This is a genomic window from Streptomyces sp. NPDC028635 (genome assembly GCF_040637635.1).
GTDB lineage: Bacteria > Actinomycetota > Actinomycetes > Streptomycetales > Streptomycetaceae > Streptomyces.
Genome location: NZ_JBEZWX010000012.1, coordinates 111,742 through 127,713, shown reverse-complemented (window position 1 = coordinate 127,713; position 15,972 = coordinate 111,742). Strand labels below are relative to the sequence as shown.

Here is a 15,972-nt window from a genome sequence, read left to right as displayed (position 1 = left end):
GAGGGGGTCGGATGGCGGACGGCAGTGGATACGACGGTGTGAGCGATCAGGAGCTGCTCGACTGCCACGTCCAGGGAGACCCCGACGCCTTCGGTGAGCTCGTGCGGCGGCACCGGGACCGGCTGTGGGCCGTGGCCCTGCGGACGCTCGGGGACCGTGAGGAGGCCGCCGACGCGGTGCAGGACGCCCTCGTGTCCGCCTACCGGGCCGCCCACACCTTCCGCGGACAGTCGGCGGTCACGACGTGGCTGCACCGGATCACCGTGAACGCCTGCCTCGACCGCGCCCGCAAGGCGGCCTCCCGCAAGACCTCGCCGGTCGACGACACCGAGCGGCTGGAGCAGCTGCTCGAACCGCACGAGTCCGCCTCGGCCCCCGCGGAACGCAATGACCTGCACCGTCAGCTCCTGGAGGCGCTCGGCACCCTCCCGGCCGACCAGCGGGCCGCCCTGGTCCTGGTCGACATGCAGGGCTACCCCGTCGCCGAGGCCGCCCGCGTCCTCGATGTACCGACGGGGACGGTGAAGAGCCGCTGCGCCCGCGGCAGAGCCAGACTGGTTCCGCTGCTCACGCATCTTCGGCCCGAGAACACCTCCGACAGCGGAAAACCGGACGCGGGACGGAACCGGGTGCACGGGACATCCGTCCCACCGGCAGCGGAACCCCACGACCAGGGGTCCGACGACCAGGGGTCCGACGACCCGGGGTCTGGCGACCCGGGGTCCGACGAAGCAGGACCGAGCGACTCAGCTGCTGTGAAGGGCGGAGGTGGGCGAGCGTGACATCCACGACGGACATGGCCGGGCACCCGGATGTCGCCGAGATCTCCGACCTCGCCGAGGGACTGCTCCCGCCGGCGCGGACCACGGACGTCCGGCGGCATCTGGAGTCCTGTGAGCTGTGCGCGGACGTGTACGCCTCGCTGGAGGAGATCCGCGGGCTGCTCGGCACCCTGCCGGGCCCGCCGCGGATGCCGGCCGATGTCGCGGGCCGCATCGACGCCGCACTCGCCGCCGAAGCCCTGCTGAGCGCCACCACCCCGGACGAGCGCTCCGAGGAGGCGGCCCCTTCCTCGGTCGGCGAGGACGACGCTCATGTTTCACGTGAAACAACGACCGTCTCCGATCGCCCTGCCGGTCACGCCCGCACGGCCACCACCGGGCCCGGCCGCAAGCACCGCACGCGCCGCAGCCGCCGTACGGTCGCTTTCATCGGCGCCGCCTGTGCGGCCGCCGCGGTCGGGCTCGGAGCCCTCCTGGTGTCCTCTCTGACAGGCGGCACCTCAGGAACGACGGCACAGCAGCACCGGTCCACCGCCGCGGACACCTTCTCCGAGGCCAAGCTGGGACAGCAGGTCGACCGCCTGCTCGCCCAGCAGAAGGCCGCCGACGGCTCGCGCACGCCCCACAGCTTCGGCGCCGACTCCAGGACCGGCACCGAGCAGCCCAAGGTCTTCCGCTCCCAGCCCACCGTCCCCGCGTGTGTCCGCAAGGGCCTGGGCCGCGACGAGGCCGCCCTGGGCACCGAGACCGGTACCTTCCAGGGCAAGGACGCTCTGCTCGTGGTCGTGCCCGACGCCTCCGATGTGAACCGGGTCGACGCGTATCTCATGGACGCCACCTGCGTCACTCATCCCTCGGCCGGCCCCGCCAAGGTTCTGCTCCAGAACTCGTACACCCGTCCCTGAGGACAGCCCGCCCGTGTGCACGGACACGGCGGGAATGCACGCCCCTTAGGATCCGTTGGGTGGGGTGAGAGTCTGAACGGGGCTCCACCGGCCGTACGACGCAGTCCAGAGACGAGGAATCAAGCCGTGAGCGACGTCCGTAACGTGATCATCATCGGCTCCGGGCCCGCCGGCTACACGGCGGCGCTGTACACCGCGCGCGCGTCGCTGAAGCCCCTGGTGTTCGAGGGCGCCGTGACCGCGGGCGGTGCCCTGATGAACACCACCGAGGTGGAGAACTTCCCGGGCTTCCGCGACGGCATCATGGGTCCCGAGCTCATGGACAACATGCGCGCCCAGGCCGAGCGCTTCGGTGCCGAGCTGATCCCGGACGACATCGTCTCCGTCGACCTCACCGGTGAGATCAAGACCGTCACGGACACCGCGGGCACCGTCCACAAGGCCAAGGCCGTCATCGTCACCACCGGCTCGCAGCACCGCAAGCTCGGGCTGCCGAACGAGGACGCGCTCTCCGGCCGCGGTGTCTCCTGGTGCGCCACCTGCGACGGCTTCTTCTTCAAGGACCAGGACATCGCCGTGATCGGCGGCGGTGACACCGCGATGGAGGAGGCCACCTTCCTCTCGCGGTTCGCCAAGTCCGTGACCATCGTCCACCGCCGCGACACCCTGCGTGCCTCCAAGGCCATGCAGGAGCGTGCCTTCGCCGACCCGAAGATCAAGTTCGTCTGGGACAGCGAGGTGGCCGAGATCCAGGGCGAGCAGAAGCTGTCCGGTCTGAAGCTGCGTAACCTCAAGACCGGTGAGTTCTCGGACCTGCCGGTGACCGGTCTGTTCATCGCGATCGGCCACGACCCGCGCACCGAGCTGTTCAAGGGCCAGCTGGACCTGGACGAGGAGGGTTACCTCAAGGTCGCCGCGCCCTCCACGCGGACGAACCTCACTGGTGTCTTCGGCGCCGGTGACGTGGTCGACCACACCTACCGCCAGGCGATCACCGCGGCCGGCACCGGCTGCTCCGCCGCCCTGGACGCCGAGCGCTTCCTCGCTGCCCTCGCCGACAACGAGCAGCAGGCCGAGCCCGAGAAGACCTCCGTCTGATCCCCCTTCCGCCCCACGCCTCAACGGATTAAGGAGAGCCCGCCGTGGCCGACCTGAAGAACGTGACCGACGACTCCTTCGAGCAGGACGTCCTCAAGAGCGACAAGCCTGTCCTGGTGGACTTCTGGGCCGCCTGGTGCGGTCCGTGCCGCCAGATCGCTCCGTCCCTCGCGGCGATCGCGGCCGAGTACGGCGACAAGATCGAGGTCGTCAAGCTCAACATCGACGAGAACCCGGCGACGGCCGCCAAGTACGGCGTGATGTCCATCCCGACGCTGAACGTCTACCAGAACGGCGAGGTCGCCAAGACCATCGTCGGCGCCAAGCCGAAGGCCGCCATCGTGCGCGACCTCGAGGACTTCATCGGCTGACGTTTCACGTGAAACATCAAGAGGCCGGCCCTCACGGGCCGGCCTCTTGCATGTTCCGGAGGATCACAGCGGTCGCAGCACCGGCTCCTTCTGCACCGCGCCCAGCAGCCTGTCCAGCGCCAGCTCCACGTCCTCTTTCCACGACAGCGTGGAGCGCAGCTCCAGCCGGAGACGCGGATGCGCCGGATGCTGGCGGACCGTCTTGAAGCCCACGGCCAGCAGATGGTCGGCGGGGAGCATGCAGGCCGGTTCCTTCCAGCGGGCGTCCCCGAACGCCTCGATGGCCTTGAAGCCGCGCCGCAGCAGATCCTTGGCGACCGTCTGGACCATCACCCGGCCGAGCCCCTGCCCCTGGTACCCCGGCAGGATGAATGCGGTGATCAGCTGTACGGCGTCTGGTGAGACCGGGCTGGTGGGGAAAGCCGTCGAGCGGGGAACGTACGCGGGCGGCGCGTAGAGCACATAGCCCACCGGCTTGTCGTCCACATAGACGACACGGCCGCAGGAGCCCCAGTCGAGCAGGACCGCGGAGATCCAGGCTTCCTTCTCCAGAGCCGGTGTGCCGGCCTTTACCGCGGCTTCGCCACTGACGGGATCGAGCTCCCAGAAGACACACGAACGACAACGCTTGGGAAGGTCCTGAAGGTTGTCCAGCGTGAGCGGTACGAGCCGACGCCCCATGAAGGCTGTTCCTCGCTTTCTTCGCCCGCCGAACCTCGGGCGGCTGTCAGAGCACTCCGTTCCCTGAGCAGGCTGCCGACAAATCCGCCGACCGCGCCCAGGCCCAGTCCCGCGCTCACCAGTCCGGTCCGGCTCATCGTTCGCACGGCTCCCTGCCTCCCACTGAAAGGTGCCTGCCAGGTGGATGCGCCATTCCCCAACGCATCGTATCCACGATGCGATTCCATCGATACCGGCAGAAAGCAAAGAGCGGGCCGTGTTCCGGGACACACCGGACACGGCCCGCTCCTGCCGGGCACTCAGACGTCGGACTCCTCCGCGCCGTCGTCCTCCTGGAGACCCCTGGGCAGGACCGGACCCTCGCCCGGGGCGAGCGTGCCCAGGATCCGCTCGAGGTCTTCCACCGAGGCGAACTCGACAGTGATCTTGCCCTTCTTCTGGCCCAGGTCGACCTTCACCCGCGTCTCGAAACGGTCCGAGAGCCGGCTCGCGAGATCGGACAGCGCCGGGGACAGCCGGCCACCGGCCCGCGGACCCTTGGCACGCTGAGCCTTCTGCGGGCGCGACCCCATGAGGGTCACGATCTCCTCCACCGAACGGACCGAGAGCCCTTCCGCGACGATGCGGTGAGCCAGCCGGTCCTGATCCTCATGGTCGTCGACACCGAGCAGCGCCCGCGCATGACCGGCGGAGAGCACACCCGCGGCCACCATGTTCTGCACCTTGGGCGACAGCTTCAGCAGACGCAGGGTGTTGGAGACCTGCGGGCGGGAACGGCCGATGCGGTCCGCCAGCTGGTCGTGCGTGCAGTTGAAGTCCTTGAGCAGCTGATCGTAGGCGGCCGCCTCTTCGATCGGGTTCAGCTGGGCCCGGTGCAGGTTCTCGAGCAGCGCGTCCAGGAGGAGCTTCTCGTCCTCCGTGGCCCGCACGATCGCCGGGATCGCGTCCAGGCCGGCTTCACGGCAGGCCCGCCAGCGGCGCTCGCCCATGATGAGTTCGTACTGGGCCGGGCCCACCTGCCGGACGACGACCGGCTGCAGCAGACCGACCTCCTTGATGGAGGTGATGAGCTCGGCCAGGGCCTCCTCGTCGAAGACCTTGCGGGGCTGTTCCGGGTTCGGCCGGATGGCGTCGAGAGGGATCTCCGCGAAGTGGGCGCCGAGGGGCGGCGCGGGCATCTCGGGAACGGATGCCGTCGGTTCCTCGGTTTCACGTGAAACAGCGGGAAGCGTGGCCAGCTTGGCGGCGGCCACCCCTCGTTCGCCCGTCAGCACCGGGACCGACGCCGGGGATGCCGACGCGCCACCTCCCAGGGCCGTCGCGGCAGGTGTCCTCTCGGTCGGGGCAGCAGGAATCAGCGCACCGAGTCCACGTCCCAGCCCCCTCCGTCGGTCGCTCACTGGATGCCCTCCACCATGTTCGGGTTGCTCTGGGCGCCGATGTGGGCGTGCGCAGCCTCATAACTGACGCCGACGCCCTTCAGCGCGATCTCTCGTGCCGCCTCAAGATAGGACAGCGCACCGCTCGACCCCGGATCGTAGGTCAGAACCGTCTGCCCGTAGCTCGGCGCCTCGGAGATACGGACCGAGCGCGGGATGCTCGTCCGCAGCACCTCGTCACCGAAGTGGGTGCGCACCTCTTCGGCGACCTGGGACGCCAGGCGCGTCCGGCCGTCGTACATGGTGAGCAGAATGGTCGACACGTGCAGCGTGGGGTTGAGGTGCCCCCGCACCAGATCGACGTTGCGCAGCAGTTGGCCCAGGCCCTCCAGTGCGTAGTACTCGCACTGAATCGGGATCAGGACCTCCTGGCCCGCGACGAGCGCGTTGACCGTCAGCAGGCCGAGCGAGGGCGGGCAGTCGATGAGGATGTAGTCCAGCGGCTGCTCGTAGGCCTGGATCGCCCGCTGCAGCCGGCTTTCGCGCGCCACGAGCGAGACCAACTCGATTTCCGCACCGGCCAGATCGATGGTGGCCGGGGCACAGAAGAGGCCCTCGACATCGGGGACCGGCTGTACGACTTCGGCGAGCGGCCTGCTGTCGACCAACACGTCGTAGATGGACGGAACTTCGGCGTGGTGGTCGATGCCCAGGGCCGTGGACGCATTGCCCTGCGGATCAAGGTCGATGACCAGCACCCGGCCGCCGTGCAGTGCCAGCGAGGCAGCGAGGTTGACGGTCGTCGTCGTCTTGCCGACGCCGCCCTTCTGGTTGGCGACCACGATCACACGGGTCTGCTCCGGTCGCGGCAGACCTTCACCGGCGCGGCCCAGAGCCTCCACCGCAAGCTGGGCAGCACGACCGATCGGAGTGTCGTCCATCGGGGGCGGTGTTTCACGTGAAACATCGTCCCCGATGGACTCAGTACGGGGACCGGGGACCGGATCGGTCATCGGTCCCGCGATGTTGGCGTCGGACCGCAAGGATTCACTCTCCTCGACTTCAGGCTCGCAATGAACAGAGCCTCGCATGTCTTCGGGGTCGTGAACCAGTGAGGTCTGGTCTTCTGTGGAGAAATCCACCTCTGTGGACAACTCCGTGCCCCCCACGGGGGACCCTGTCTCGTCGACAGAGGGCTCATCGAGTGAACCGAGGGGCTTACGGTCGCGGGGGTCGGCCGCAGCGCGGCCCCGACTGATGATGCCGTGCAGCAGTGAGCGACGTTTCACGTGAAACACGATGCAGCGCACGCCAGGCCGAACTGCCGCGACACTCCGTCAGGCGTACGCGGCGCAGCTTGTGTGGAGTACGTCTCGTCTGCGGAGGCGATCAACGCCGCCGACGCGTCCGACCCGTCCGTGCCGCCTTCGCACGCTTCGCCGCGAAGCGCACGCCGCCGGGGCTCTCACCGACCTCGACCCGCACCACGGTCGACAGGGGATCCACCACGCCCTCGCCGACATGCAGGATCGACGTCCCCACCGCGCCCAGCTTGCTCAGCGCGGTGGCCGCGCTCTTCAGCTCCTCCTCCGCGGTGTCGCCCTTGAGCGCGAGCATCTCGCCGTAGGGACGCAGCAGCGGGATGCCCCAGGTGGCCAGTCGGTCCAGCGGGGCGACCGCACGGGCCGTGACGACGTGGACGGGAGGCAGCTTGCCCATGACCTCCTCGGCGCGGCCGCGCACCACGGTCACATGGTCGAGTCCGAGCAGTTCCACGACCTCCGTGAGGAAGGTCGTGCGACGCAGCAGCGGCTCCAACAGAGTGATCTTGATGTCCTCGCGCACCAGCGCCAGCGGGATGCCGGGCAGGCCCGCACCGGAGCCCACGTCGCACACGGTCACGCCCTCGGGGACGACCTCCGAGAGCACCGCACAGTTCAGCAGGTGCCGCTCCCACAGGCGGGGCACCTCTCGCGGCCCGATGAGCCCACGCTGCACACCGGCCTCGGCGAGGAGCTCGGCGTATCGGACCGCATCCGTGAAGCGATCACCGAACACGTCGCGCGCCTGCTCGGGCGCAGGGGGGAGCTCCGCTGCCTCCGTCACGGGGACCGTCCTTCCGTACCGCATCAGCGCCGACGGGCGCCGATCACCAGACCTACAGGCTGACAAAGTCCGGCCCCGCCTGCGCATCAGACGGGGCCGGAGTGACGTACGTACCGACGTCAGTTGGGCAGGACGACGACGAAGCGCTGCGGCTCTTCGCCCTCTGACTCGCTGCGCAGGCCGGCGGCCTTCACCGCGTCATGGACGACCTTCCGCTCGAACGGGGTCATCGGCTTGAGCCGCTTGGCCTCACCGCTGCTCTTGACCTCGGCGGCGGCCTTGGCGCCCAGCTCCGACAGCTCGGAGCGCTTCTTGGCCCGGTGGCCGGCGACGTCCAGCATCAGCCGGCTGCGGTCCCCGGTCTCCCGGTGCACGGCCAGCCGGGTCAGCTCCTGCAGCGCCTCGAGCACCTCGCCATCGCGGCCGACGAGCTTCTGCAGATCGCGGCTGCCCGTGTCGCTGACGATCGACACGGAGGCCCGGTCGCCCTCGACGTCCATGTCGATGTCGCCGTCGAGGTCGGCGATGTCCAGCAGACCCTCGAGGTAGTCCGCCGCGATCTCGCCCTCCTGCTCAAGGCGGGAGAGGGTGTCTGCACCCTCGGCAGCGGCGGAGGTGGTGCCTTCCGTCACGGGATGGGCTCCTTCTTACTTCTTGGACGGGGACTTGGGCCGCTGCGGACCCTTGCGCTGGCCGGACTGGGCCTTGCTGCGGGTACCGGAGCCCTGCTTCGGGGCGGCCTTGCCGGCGGCACCGGCGGGCTTGGTGTCCTCCGGCTCCTCGGACTTGCTCAGCGACGGGCCGGTGGACGTGGGCTCATCGGCCGCCTTCGTCGTGCCCGACTGACGCTGGGCCTTGGACTGCCGCTTGGGCTGCTGCCGCTTGGGCTGGCCACCGGTGATGGGCGTGCCGTCCTCGGCCACCGTGTCGACCTGGCTCTCGCCGCGGATCACCGTGCCGTCGGTCTGGGCGGCCAGGCCGGCCTTGCTCAGGCCGTTGATGAACTTGCGCTCGAACTCGTTGCGGTCGCGGCCCTTGGCGACGATGGCCTTGATGATGGCCTTGTCCCTGCGCCGCCCGACCTTGCCGTGGTGCGTGACGTGCTTGTGAAGGCGCTCGAGGTAGGCGGCCTGCGCCTTGGAACCCGGGGTCGGGTTGTTGTGGATGACGTACATCTGCTGGCCCATGGTCCACACGTTGGTGGTCAGCCAGTAGACGAGGACACCGACCGGGAAGTTGATGCCGAAGACGGCGAACATGACCGGGAAGACGTACATCAGCATCTTCTGCTGCTGCATGAACGGCGTCTTCACCGTGGTGTCGACGTTCTTCGTCATCAGCTGGCGCTGCGTGTAGAACTGCGACGCCGACATCAGGACGATCATGATCGCGGTCACGACCCGGACGTCGGTCAGCGTCGCGCCGAGCGAGGCGACCTTGTCGGCGCTGTCCGTGAACTTCGCCGCGAGCGGGGCGCCGAAGATGTGCGCCTTACGGGCACTGGCGAGCAGCGGGTCGTTGATGACACCGATGGTCTTGCCCGTCGCGATGCCGTTGAGCACGTGGTACAGGGCGAAGAAGAACGGCGACTGAGCGAGGATGGGAAGGCACGAGGAGAGCGGGTTGGTACCCGTCTCCTTGTACAGCTTCATCATCTCTTCCGACTGGCGCTGCCGGTCGTTCTTGTAGCGCTCCTGGATCTTCTTCATCTCCGGCTGGAGCGTCTGCATCGCGCGCGTGGCCTTGATCTGCTTCACGAAGAGCGGGACCAGGCAGATGCGGATCAGAATCACCAGGGACACGATGGACAGGCCCCAGGCCCACCCGGTGTCAGGCCCGAAGATCGCCCCGTACACCTTGTGGAACTGGACGATGACCCAGGAGACGGGCCAGGTGATGAAACTGAAGAGGCTGGCAATCGTGTCCACTAATCATGCTCCTTGGGCATGGGGCGGGGTCTCTGCGGCCGGGCTCGAAGGGATCTCCCCGTCGGTGGCCGGTGCGGCGGCGGAGGTCCCGCCCCTGCGTGCACGCCAGGCGTCACGCAGCATTTCGTGCCACCGCGGGCGCTTGCGCGGCGGAACATGGTCCACTCCGCCCGGCGACCACGGATTGCACCGCAGAATGCGCCAGGCTGTGAGCGCTGTTCCCTTGATCGCACCGTGCCGGTCGATCGCCGTGTAGCCGTAGTGGGAGCACGACGGGTAGTACCTGCACACCGGCCCGAGCAGCGGACTGATCGTCCACTGGTAGAGCTTGATCAGGGCCAGCAGTGGGTACTTCATCGCGCGCCCCCTCCCAGCAGCCGCTGAAGGGCGGCGTCCAGGTCTCGGGCCAGCTGTGCATGGTCGGCGTCGCCCGCACCGGGCATCGCTCGTACGACTACCAGGCTACCGGGGGGCAGCTGGGTGACCCGGTCGCGCATCAGATGGCGAAGCCTGCGCTTCACCGTGTTGCGCACGACCGCGCCGCCGATGGCCTTGCTCACGACGAAACCCGCACGCGGCGGGGGAGCGCTCTCCCCTGGCGCGTGCGGGTCCGTGGCACCGCTGCGAAAATGGACGACGAGCGACGGGCGCGCTGCCCGACGACCTCGTCGTACCGCGGTCGCGAAGTCCTCGCGCCGCCTCAGCCGGTTCTCGGTGGGCAGCACGACGTCATGACCTGATCGGGATCAGGCGGACAGGCTGGCGCGACCCTTGCTGCGGCGGTTCGCGAGAATCGCGCGGCCGGCACGGGTGCGCATCCGCAGGCGGAAGCCGTGGGTCTTCGCGCGACGACGGTTGTTCGGCTGGAAGGTGCGCTTGCTCACTCGGGGGCTCCAGAAAGAATCGGGGTTGGCGGGGTGCCGTCCTGGCTGTCACCGTGCGCCCACGAGTAGCTCGCGTTACGCCCGAGTGCACCGCTGTCCGATCACCTTGTACGCGATCTGTGCCCATCGGAGGCAGGCGGCAGCAGCCATCGACAACTCGACCTGGTCACGGTACGCGGGACTACGCCATCCGGTCAAACCGACAGTCGCCGGGAGACACTTGTCCACAGCCTGGGGACAACAACTTGAACCGTACCGGCCGCGCTGACTACCGTGGCTTGACTCCGATTCGTTCCCTTGTCCCCTCAACCACCCGATTCACATCCCACCCGTCCCCGAACCACACGTTCGAGGGACTCTCTGAGAGAGCGTGCCCTGTGGCTGACGTACCTGCCGATCTTGCCGCAGTGTGGCCACGAGTGCTGGAGCAGCTCCTCGGCGAGGGACGCGATCAGGGGGTCGAGGGAAGGGACGAGCACTGGATCCGGCGCACCCAGCCGCTGGCGCTCGTCGCCGACACGGCCCTGCTCGCCGTACCGAACGAGTTCGCGAAGAACGTCCTCGAGGGGCGTCTGGCGCCGATCGTCAGCGAGACCCTGAGCCGCGAGTGCGGCCGGCCGATCCGGATCGCGATCACCGTCGACGACTCGGCGGGCGAGCCCCCGGCCCCCGCCGCACCCGCCGCCCCGCCGCAGTCGCGCTACGAGGAACCGCGGTACGAGGAATCGCGCTACGAGGAGCCCGAGCCGCCCGCCGCCCCGCAGTACGACCAGTACGAGGGGTACGGCCGGCACCGCGGCGAGTCCGGCGACCAGCTCCCCACGGCCCGCCCCGCCTACCCGTCCGAGTACCAGCGCCCCGAGCCCGGCGCCTGGCCGCGTCCCTCCCAGGACGATTACGGCTGGCAGCAGCAGCGGCTCGGCTTCCCGGAGCGGGATCTGTACGGCTCCGGGGGACACGGCGCGAAGGACCCGTACGGCTCCGGGCCGGGCGGCAAGGACCCGTACGCGTCGGGCGGCCCGGCGAAGGACCCGTACGCCTCCGCGTCGTCGGGCGGCAAGGATCCGTACGGCTCCGGGCCGGGCGGGAACGACCCGTACGCGTCGGGCGGCCCGGCGAAGGACCCGTACGCCTCCGCGTCGTCGGCGGACTACCGGCCGCCCGCCACGGAGCGGCCGTCCTACGACCAGCCCCGCGGTGAGTACGACCGCCGCGACACCCATGACACCCGGGACACCCGTCCGCAGCGCGACTACGACCGTGACTACGACCAGCGCGACGGCGGCCGCCGTGACCTGCCCGAGCCGCCGCCCGGCTCCGGGCACGTGCACCGCGGCGGCCCCGTGGGCCCGAACCTGCCCACCACCGGGGCGCCCGGACCGCTGGCGGCGAAGCCCGCGCCGGCCTCCGGCCCCGGGGAGCCGACCGCGCGGCTGAACCCGAAGTACCTGTTCGACACGTTCGTCATCGGCGCCTCCAACCGGTTCGCGCACGCGGCCGCGGTGGCCGTGGCGGAGGCACCGGCGAAGGCGTACAACCCGCTGTTCATCTACGGCGAGTCGGGCCTCGGCAAGACACACCTGCTGCACGCCATCGGGCACTACGCGCGCAGCCTGTACCCGGGTACGCGCGTGCGGTACGTGAGCTCGGAGGAGTTCACCAACGAGTTCATCAACTCCATCCGCGACGGCAAGGGCGACAGCTTCCGCAAGCGGTACCGGGAGATGGACATCCTGCTCGTCGACGACATCCAGTTCCTCGCGGACAAGGAGTCGACGCAGGAGGAGTTCTTCCACACCTTCAACACGCTGCACAACGCCAACAAGCAGATCGTGCTGTCCTCCGACCGGCCGCCGAAGCAGCTGGTCACGCTGGAGGACCGGCTGCGCAACCGGTTCGAGTGGGGGCTGATCACCGACGTCCAGCCGCCCGAGCTGGAGACGCGGATCGCGATCCTGCGCAAGAAGGCGGTGCAGGAGCAGCTGAACGCGCCGCCGGAGGTACTGGAGTTCATCGCCTCCCGGATCTCGCGGAACATCCGGGAGCTGGAGGGCGCGCTGATCCGGGTGACGGCGTTCGCGTCGCTCAACCGGCAGCCGGTGGACCTGGGCCTGACGGAGATCGTCCTCAAGGACCTGATCCCGGGCGGCGAGGACTCGGCACCGGAGATCACCTCCACGGCCATCATGAGCGCGACGGCGGACTACTTCGGCCTGACGGTCGAGGACCTGTGCGGCACGTCGCGCGGGCGCGCGCTGGTGACCGCCCGGCAGATCGCCATGTATCTGTGCCGTGAGCTGACGGATCTGTCGCTGCCGAAGATCGGTGCGCTGTTCGGCGGCCGGGACCACACCACGGTGATGCACGCGGACCGCAAGATCCGCAATCTGATGGCCGAGCGCCGCTCCATCTACAACCAGGTCACCGAGCTGACCAACCGCATCAAGAACGGCTGATCGCCGCGACGGCGACTCGTCCAGAGGGCGTCTCCGGGTTTCCGGGGGCGCCCTCCGACGCGTCCGGGGGGCCTCCGTCGTTTCCGGGGCGCCCTCCGACGTGCCCGGGGGCGCCCTCCGACGCATCCGGGGCCCGCAAGGGACCCTCGACACCCCCGGCAACGGCCTCGGGACGAGTTACGCCGGCCGTCCCCCCGACGTCCGACGGCCCCCGACGTCCGACAGCCTCCGACGCCCCGCGCCGACCTCCGCCGCCCCTCCGCCGCCCTCCGCCGCCCCTCCGCCGCCCTCCGCCGACCTCCGCCGCCCCTCCGACGGCTCCCATCACCGTCGCCCCTCTGTCATCTCTTGTTCGATTAACCGCCGGGTTACGGCCTCTCTCCACAGATTCGGGGACTTTTTCGCGTCCACATCCTGGGGACTGCCAAGTTGTCCAGATCGTGTCCACAGGGGAGCCTGGGGGAAAGCCATCGGCCCAGCTCAGGTGCCTGTGGATCCGTGGACGAAGAAGATCCACAGGGTGTGGACAAGTCGCCGGTCCACACCCTGTGCATGAAGTTGTCCACGGGTAACTCACAGGCTGAGGGCCGTTGTCCCCAGAGATCGCCCGCTTCTCCACATGTCTGTCCACTGTTCGGCAAGCCGACGCGCCCTCTCACCGACACGAGTGAAAGCCGTCACACGAAGCTGCCGGGTTGGGCTGTGGGAAACGTGGGTAAACCTGGGGACGCTTCTGGGGAGAACTCGCCGCTGCCTGTTGATGGCGTGTGCAGAACTTTCTGTTCTCCACAGAAGGCCCCGGTTGTCCACCGGCTCCGCCCACAGGCCCCGTGGACAAAATTTGGGTTCTGACCTGCGCAAACGAGGTTATCCACGGTATCCACAGGCCCTACTACTACCAACGACTAGAGAGAGCGAGGAAACCGTTTCGAAGTGGGACCTGTGCACAACTCGCTGCCGGTTGACCGGCTGCCCCTCGTCGCGACTTGACCCCGACGGGCACCTACTGTCAGTGCGGTGCGTCAGACTGGTCCCGGTGTCCTTCCCCCCGACGGGGCCCGTGACACCGAGACAGACGACGAAGGCGAAGCAGGGCGACAAGCGCCGGCAACAGCAGGAGGCGGCTTACCGTGAAGATCCGGGTGGAACGCGACGTACTCGCGGAGGCAGTGGCCTGGGCGGCCCGCAGCCTCCCGGCCCGTCCGCCGGCGCCTGTCCTCGCCGGCCTGCTGCTGAAGGCGGAGGACGGCCAGCTGAGCCTGTCCAGCTTCGACTACGAGGTCTCCGCTCGCGTGAGCGTCGAGGCCGAGGTCGAGGAGGAGGGCACGGTCCTGGTGTCCGGCCGCCTGCTCGCCGACATCTCCCGGGCGCTCCCCAACCGGCCCGTGGAGATTTCCACAGACGGTGTACGGGCGACGGTGGTCTGCGGGTCGTCCCGGTTCACCCTGCACACCCTGCCTGTGGAGGAGTACCCGGCGCTGCCGCAGATGCCGAACGCGACGGGCACGGTCCCCGGCGAGGTCTTCGCCGCCGCCGTCTCGCAGGTGGCCATCGCCGCCGGGCGGGACGACACGCTGCCCGTCCTCACCGGTGTGCGCATCGAGATCGAGGGCGACACGGTCACCCTGGCCTCCACCGACCGCTACCGCTTCGCGGTCCGCGAGTTCCTGTGGAAGCCGGAGAACCCGGACGTCTCCGCGGTCGCCCTGGTGCCCGCCAAGACGCTCCAGGACACCGCCAAGGCACTCACCAGCGGCGACAGCGTGATCCTGGCGCTGTCCGGCTCGGGTGCCGGTGAGGGCCTGATCGGCTTCGAGGGCGCGGGCCGCCGCACCACGACCCGTCTGCTCGAGGGCGACCTGCCGAAGTACCGCACGCTGTTCCCGACGGAGTTCAACTCCGTCGCCGTGATCGAGACCGCCCCCTTCGTGGAGGCCGTCAAGCGTGTGGCCCTGGTCGCCGAGCGCAACACCCCGGTGCGGCTGAGCTTCGAGCAGGGCGTGCTGATCCTGGAGGCCGGCTCCAGCGACGACGCACAGGCTGTGGAAAGGGTCGACGCCCAGCTCGAGGGCGACGACATCTCCATCGCCTTCAACCCGACGTTCCTGCTGGACGGCCTGAGCGCGATCGACTCGCCGGTGGCGCAGCTGTCGTTCACCACGTCCACCAAGCCCGCGCTGCTGAGCGGCAAGCCGGCCGTGGACGCCGAGGCGGACGACGCGTACAAGTACCTGATCATGCCGGTGCGGCTGAGCGGCTGATCGCGCCCCGACTCCGGAGCGAAGGCGCCCGGTGGTCCACAGCCTGTGGACCACCGGGCGCCGAAATCCCCAGGTGAGGGCCCACGTCTGAGCGCCTGTGCCCACAGCTGTGCGCGACCGTCCGGGACTAGGCTCGGACAGGGGGACGAGGGTGCCCCACGGGTGCCAATGCGCCCCGCACGCCACACAGCGACCTTAAGGAACACCACTGATGGAGCTCGGTCTCGTCGGCCTCGGCAAGATGGGCGGCAACATGCGCGAGCGGATCCGCCGCGCCGGCCACACCGTCATCGGATACGACCGCAACCCCGACGTCGCGGATGTCCACAGCCTTCAGGAGCTTGCGGGCAAGCTCTCCGGCCCGCGCGTGGTGTGGGTGATGGTCCCGGCGGGCGAGCCCACCCAGTCGACCATCGACCAGCTGGCCGAGCTGCTGCAGCCCGGTGACGTGGTGGTGGACGGCGGCAACTCCCGCTGGACGGACGACGAGAAGCACGCGCGGGAGCTGGCCGCCAAGGGCATCGGCTTCGTCGACTGCGGGGTCTCCGGCGGCGTCTGGGGCCTGGAGAACGGCTATGCCCTGATGTACGGCGGCGACGCCGAGAACGTCGCCAAGGTCCAGCCGGTCTTCGACGCGCTCAAGCCGGAGGGCGACTTCGGCGCGGTGCACGCCGGCAAGGTCGGAGCGGGCCACTTCGCGAAGATGGTCCACAACGGCATCGAGTACGCGATGATGCAGGCCTACGCCGAGGGCTGGGAGCTGCTGGAGAAGGTCGACTCCGTGGAGAACGTCCGCGAGGTCTTCCGCTCCTGGCAGGAGGGCACGGTCATCCGCTCCTGGCTGCTGGACCTCGCGGTGAACGCCCTCGACGAGGACGAGCACCTTCAGGGCCTGCGCGGTTACGCACAGGACTCCGGTGAGGGACGCTGGACTGTGGAGGCCGCGATCGACAACGCGGTGCCGCTGCCGGCGATCACCGCGTCGCTGTTCGCGCGGTTCGCCTCCCGCCAGGAGGACTCGCCGCAGATGAAGATGATCGCGGCGCTGCGCAATCAGTTCGGCGGCCACGCGGTCGAGAAGAAGTAGCGCGCCCGACAGGCGCGCCGGAAAACGCGCGCCG

General features: G+C 69.2%; 16 protein-coding genes. 7 read left to right on the top strand and 9 right to left on the bottom strand.

Annotated elements, in window-relative coordinates; all coding sequences use genetic code 11:
* The first annotated feature begins 11 nt into the window (after positions 1 to 11).
* The 4 genes from sigM to trxA all read left to right on the top strand — a co-directional run bounded on the left by sigM (position 12) and on the right by trxA (position 3,156).
* Positions 12 to 782: an RNA polymerase sigma factor SigM gene (sigM, locus tag AB0E88_RS15995; RefSeq protein ID WP_361630242.1), complete on the top strand. Its 771-nt coding sequence runs from the start codon at positions 12 to 14 to the stop codon at positions 780 to 782.
* Positions 779 to 1,687 (top strand): zf-HC2 domain-containing protein, encoded by a 909-nt coding sequence (locus AB0E88_RS15990; RefSeq protein WP_361630239.1) that lies wholly within the window; start codon positions 779 to 781, stop codon positions 1,685 to 1,687. The genes sigM and AB0E88_RS15990 overlap by 4 nt, the downstream gene beginning before the upstream one ends.
* Before the next feature lie 126 nt (positions 1,688 to 1,813).
* A complete protein-coding gene (trxB, locus tag AB0E88_RS15985; RefSeq protein ID WP_361630236.1) occupies positions 1,814 to 2,785 on the top strand; it encodes a thioredoxin-disulfide reductase in 972 nt (323 codons plus the stop codon).
* 44 nt (positions 2,786 to 2,829) lie between these two features.
* Positions 2,830 to 3,156 (top strand): thioredoxin, encoded by a 327-nt coding sequence (gene trxA, locus AB0E88_RS15980; RefSeq protein WP_361630233.1) that lies wholly within the window; start codon positions 2,830 to 2,832, stop codon positions 3,154 to 3,156.
* 63 nt (positions 3,157 to 3,219) lie between these two features.
* On the opposite strand, the gene AB0E88_RS15975 is transcribed toward trxA, so the two are convergent.
* The 9 genes from AB0E88_RS15975 to rpmH form a co-directional block, all read right to left on the bottom strand.
* Complete coding sequence (locus AB0E88_RS15975) at positions 3,220 to 3,837, bottom strand: GNAT family N-acetyltransferase (protein ID WP_361630230.1); 618 nt, start codon at positions 3,835 to 3,837, stop codon at positions 3,220 to 3,222.
* A 299-nt stretch (positions 3,838 to 4,136) separates the two neighbouring features.
* Positions 4,137 to 5,237, bottom strand: a complete 1,101-nt coding sequence (locus AB0E88_RS15970; RefSeq protein ID WP_361630227.1) for a ParB/RepB/Spo0J family partition protein — start codon at positions 5,235 to 5,237, stop codon at positions 4,137 to 4,139.
* A complete protein-coding gene (locus tag AB0E88_RS15965; RefSeq protein WP_361630444.1) occupies positions 5,234 to 6,307 on the bottom strand; it encodes an AAA family ATPase in 1,074 nt (357 codons plus the stop codon). Before AB0E88_RS15965 ends, AB0E88_RS15970 begins: the two co-directional genes overlap by 4 nt.
* A gap of 298 nt (positions 6,308 to 6,605) precedes the next feature.
* Positions 6,606 to 7,322, bottom strand: coding sequence for a 16S rRNA (guanine(527)-N(7))-methyltransferase RsmG (rsmG, locus tag AB0E88_RS15960; protein ID WP_361630224.1), 717 nt, complete (start codon positions 7,320 to 7,322; stop codon positions 6,606 to 6,608).
* A 119-nt stretch (positions 7,323 to 7,441) separates the two neighbouring features.
* Positions 7,442 to 7,954 carry a R3H domain-containing nucleic acid-binding protein gene (locus AB0E88_RS15955; protein ID WP_361630221.1) on the bottom strand — a complete coding sequence of 171 codons (513 nt, stop codon included), beginning with the start codon at positions 7,952 to 7,954 and terminating at the stop codon, positions 7,442 to 7,444.
* Positions 7,955 to 7,969: 15 nt separating this feature from the next.
* Complete coding sequence (yidC, locus tag AB0E88_RS15950) at positions 7,970 to 9,250, bottom strand: membrane protein insertase YidC (RefSeq protein ID WP_361630218.1); 1,281 nt, start codon at positions 9,248 to 9,250, stop codon at positions 7,970 to 7,972.
* 3 nt (positions 9,251 to 9,253) lie between these two features.
* Positions 9,254 to 9,607 (bottom strand): membrane protein insertion efficiency factor YidD, encoded by a 354-nt coding sequence (yidD, locus tag AB0E88_RS15945; RefSeq protein ID WP_361630216.1) that lies wholly within the window; start codon positions 9,605 to 9,607, stop codon positions 9,254 to 9,256.
* A complete protein-coding gene (rnpA, locus tag AB0E88_RS15940; RefSeq protein ID WP_361630213.1) occupies positions 9,604 to 9,975 on the bottom strand; it encodes a ribonuclease P protein component in 372 nt (123 codons plus the stop codon). Before rnpA ends, yidD begins: the two co-directional genes overlap by 4 nt.
* Before the next feature lie 21 nt (positions 9,976 to 9,996).
* The gene (gene rpmH / locus AB0E88_RS15935) at positions 9,997 to 10,134 is read right to left on the bottom strand and encodes a 50S ribosomal protein L34 (RefSeq protein WP_005482975.1); all 138 of its coding nucleotides are present in this window, start codon (positions 10,132 to 10,134) and stop codon (positions 9,997 to 9,999) included.
* A 377-nt stretch (positions 10,135 to 10,511) separates the two neighbouring features.
* Between rpmH and dnaA the strand changes: the two genes are divergently transcribed.
* The 3 genes from dnaA (at position 10,512) to gnd (ending at position 15,938) form a co-directional block, all read left to right on the top strand.
* Positions 10,512 to 12,590, top strand: coding sequence for a chromosomal replication initiator protein DnaA (gene dnaA, locus AB0E88_RS15930; RefSeq protein WP_361630209.1), 2,079 nt, complete (start codon positions 10,512 to 10,514; stop codon positions 12,588 to 12,590).
* Positions 12,591 to 13,720: 1,130 nt separating this feature from the next.
* The gene (dnaN, locus tag AB0E88_RS15925) at positions 13,721 to 14,851 is read left to right on the top strand and encodes a DNA polymerase III subunit beta (RefSeq protein WP_361630206.1); all 1,131 of its coding nucleotides are present in this window, start codon (positions 13,721 to 13,723) and stop codon (positions 14,849 to 14,851) included.
* Positions 14,852 to 15,062: 211 nt separating this feature from the next.
* Entirely contained in the window at positions 15,063 to 15,938 is an 876-nt protein-coding gene (gene gnd, locus AB0E88_RS15920; protein ID WP_361630203.1) for a phosphogluconate dehydrogenase (NAD(+)-dependent, decarboxylating), read from the top strand.
* The last annotated feature ends 34 nt before the right edge of the window (positions 15,939 to 15,972 follow it).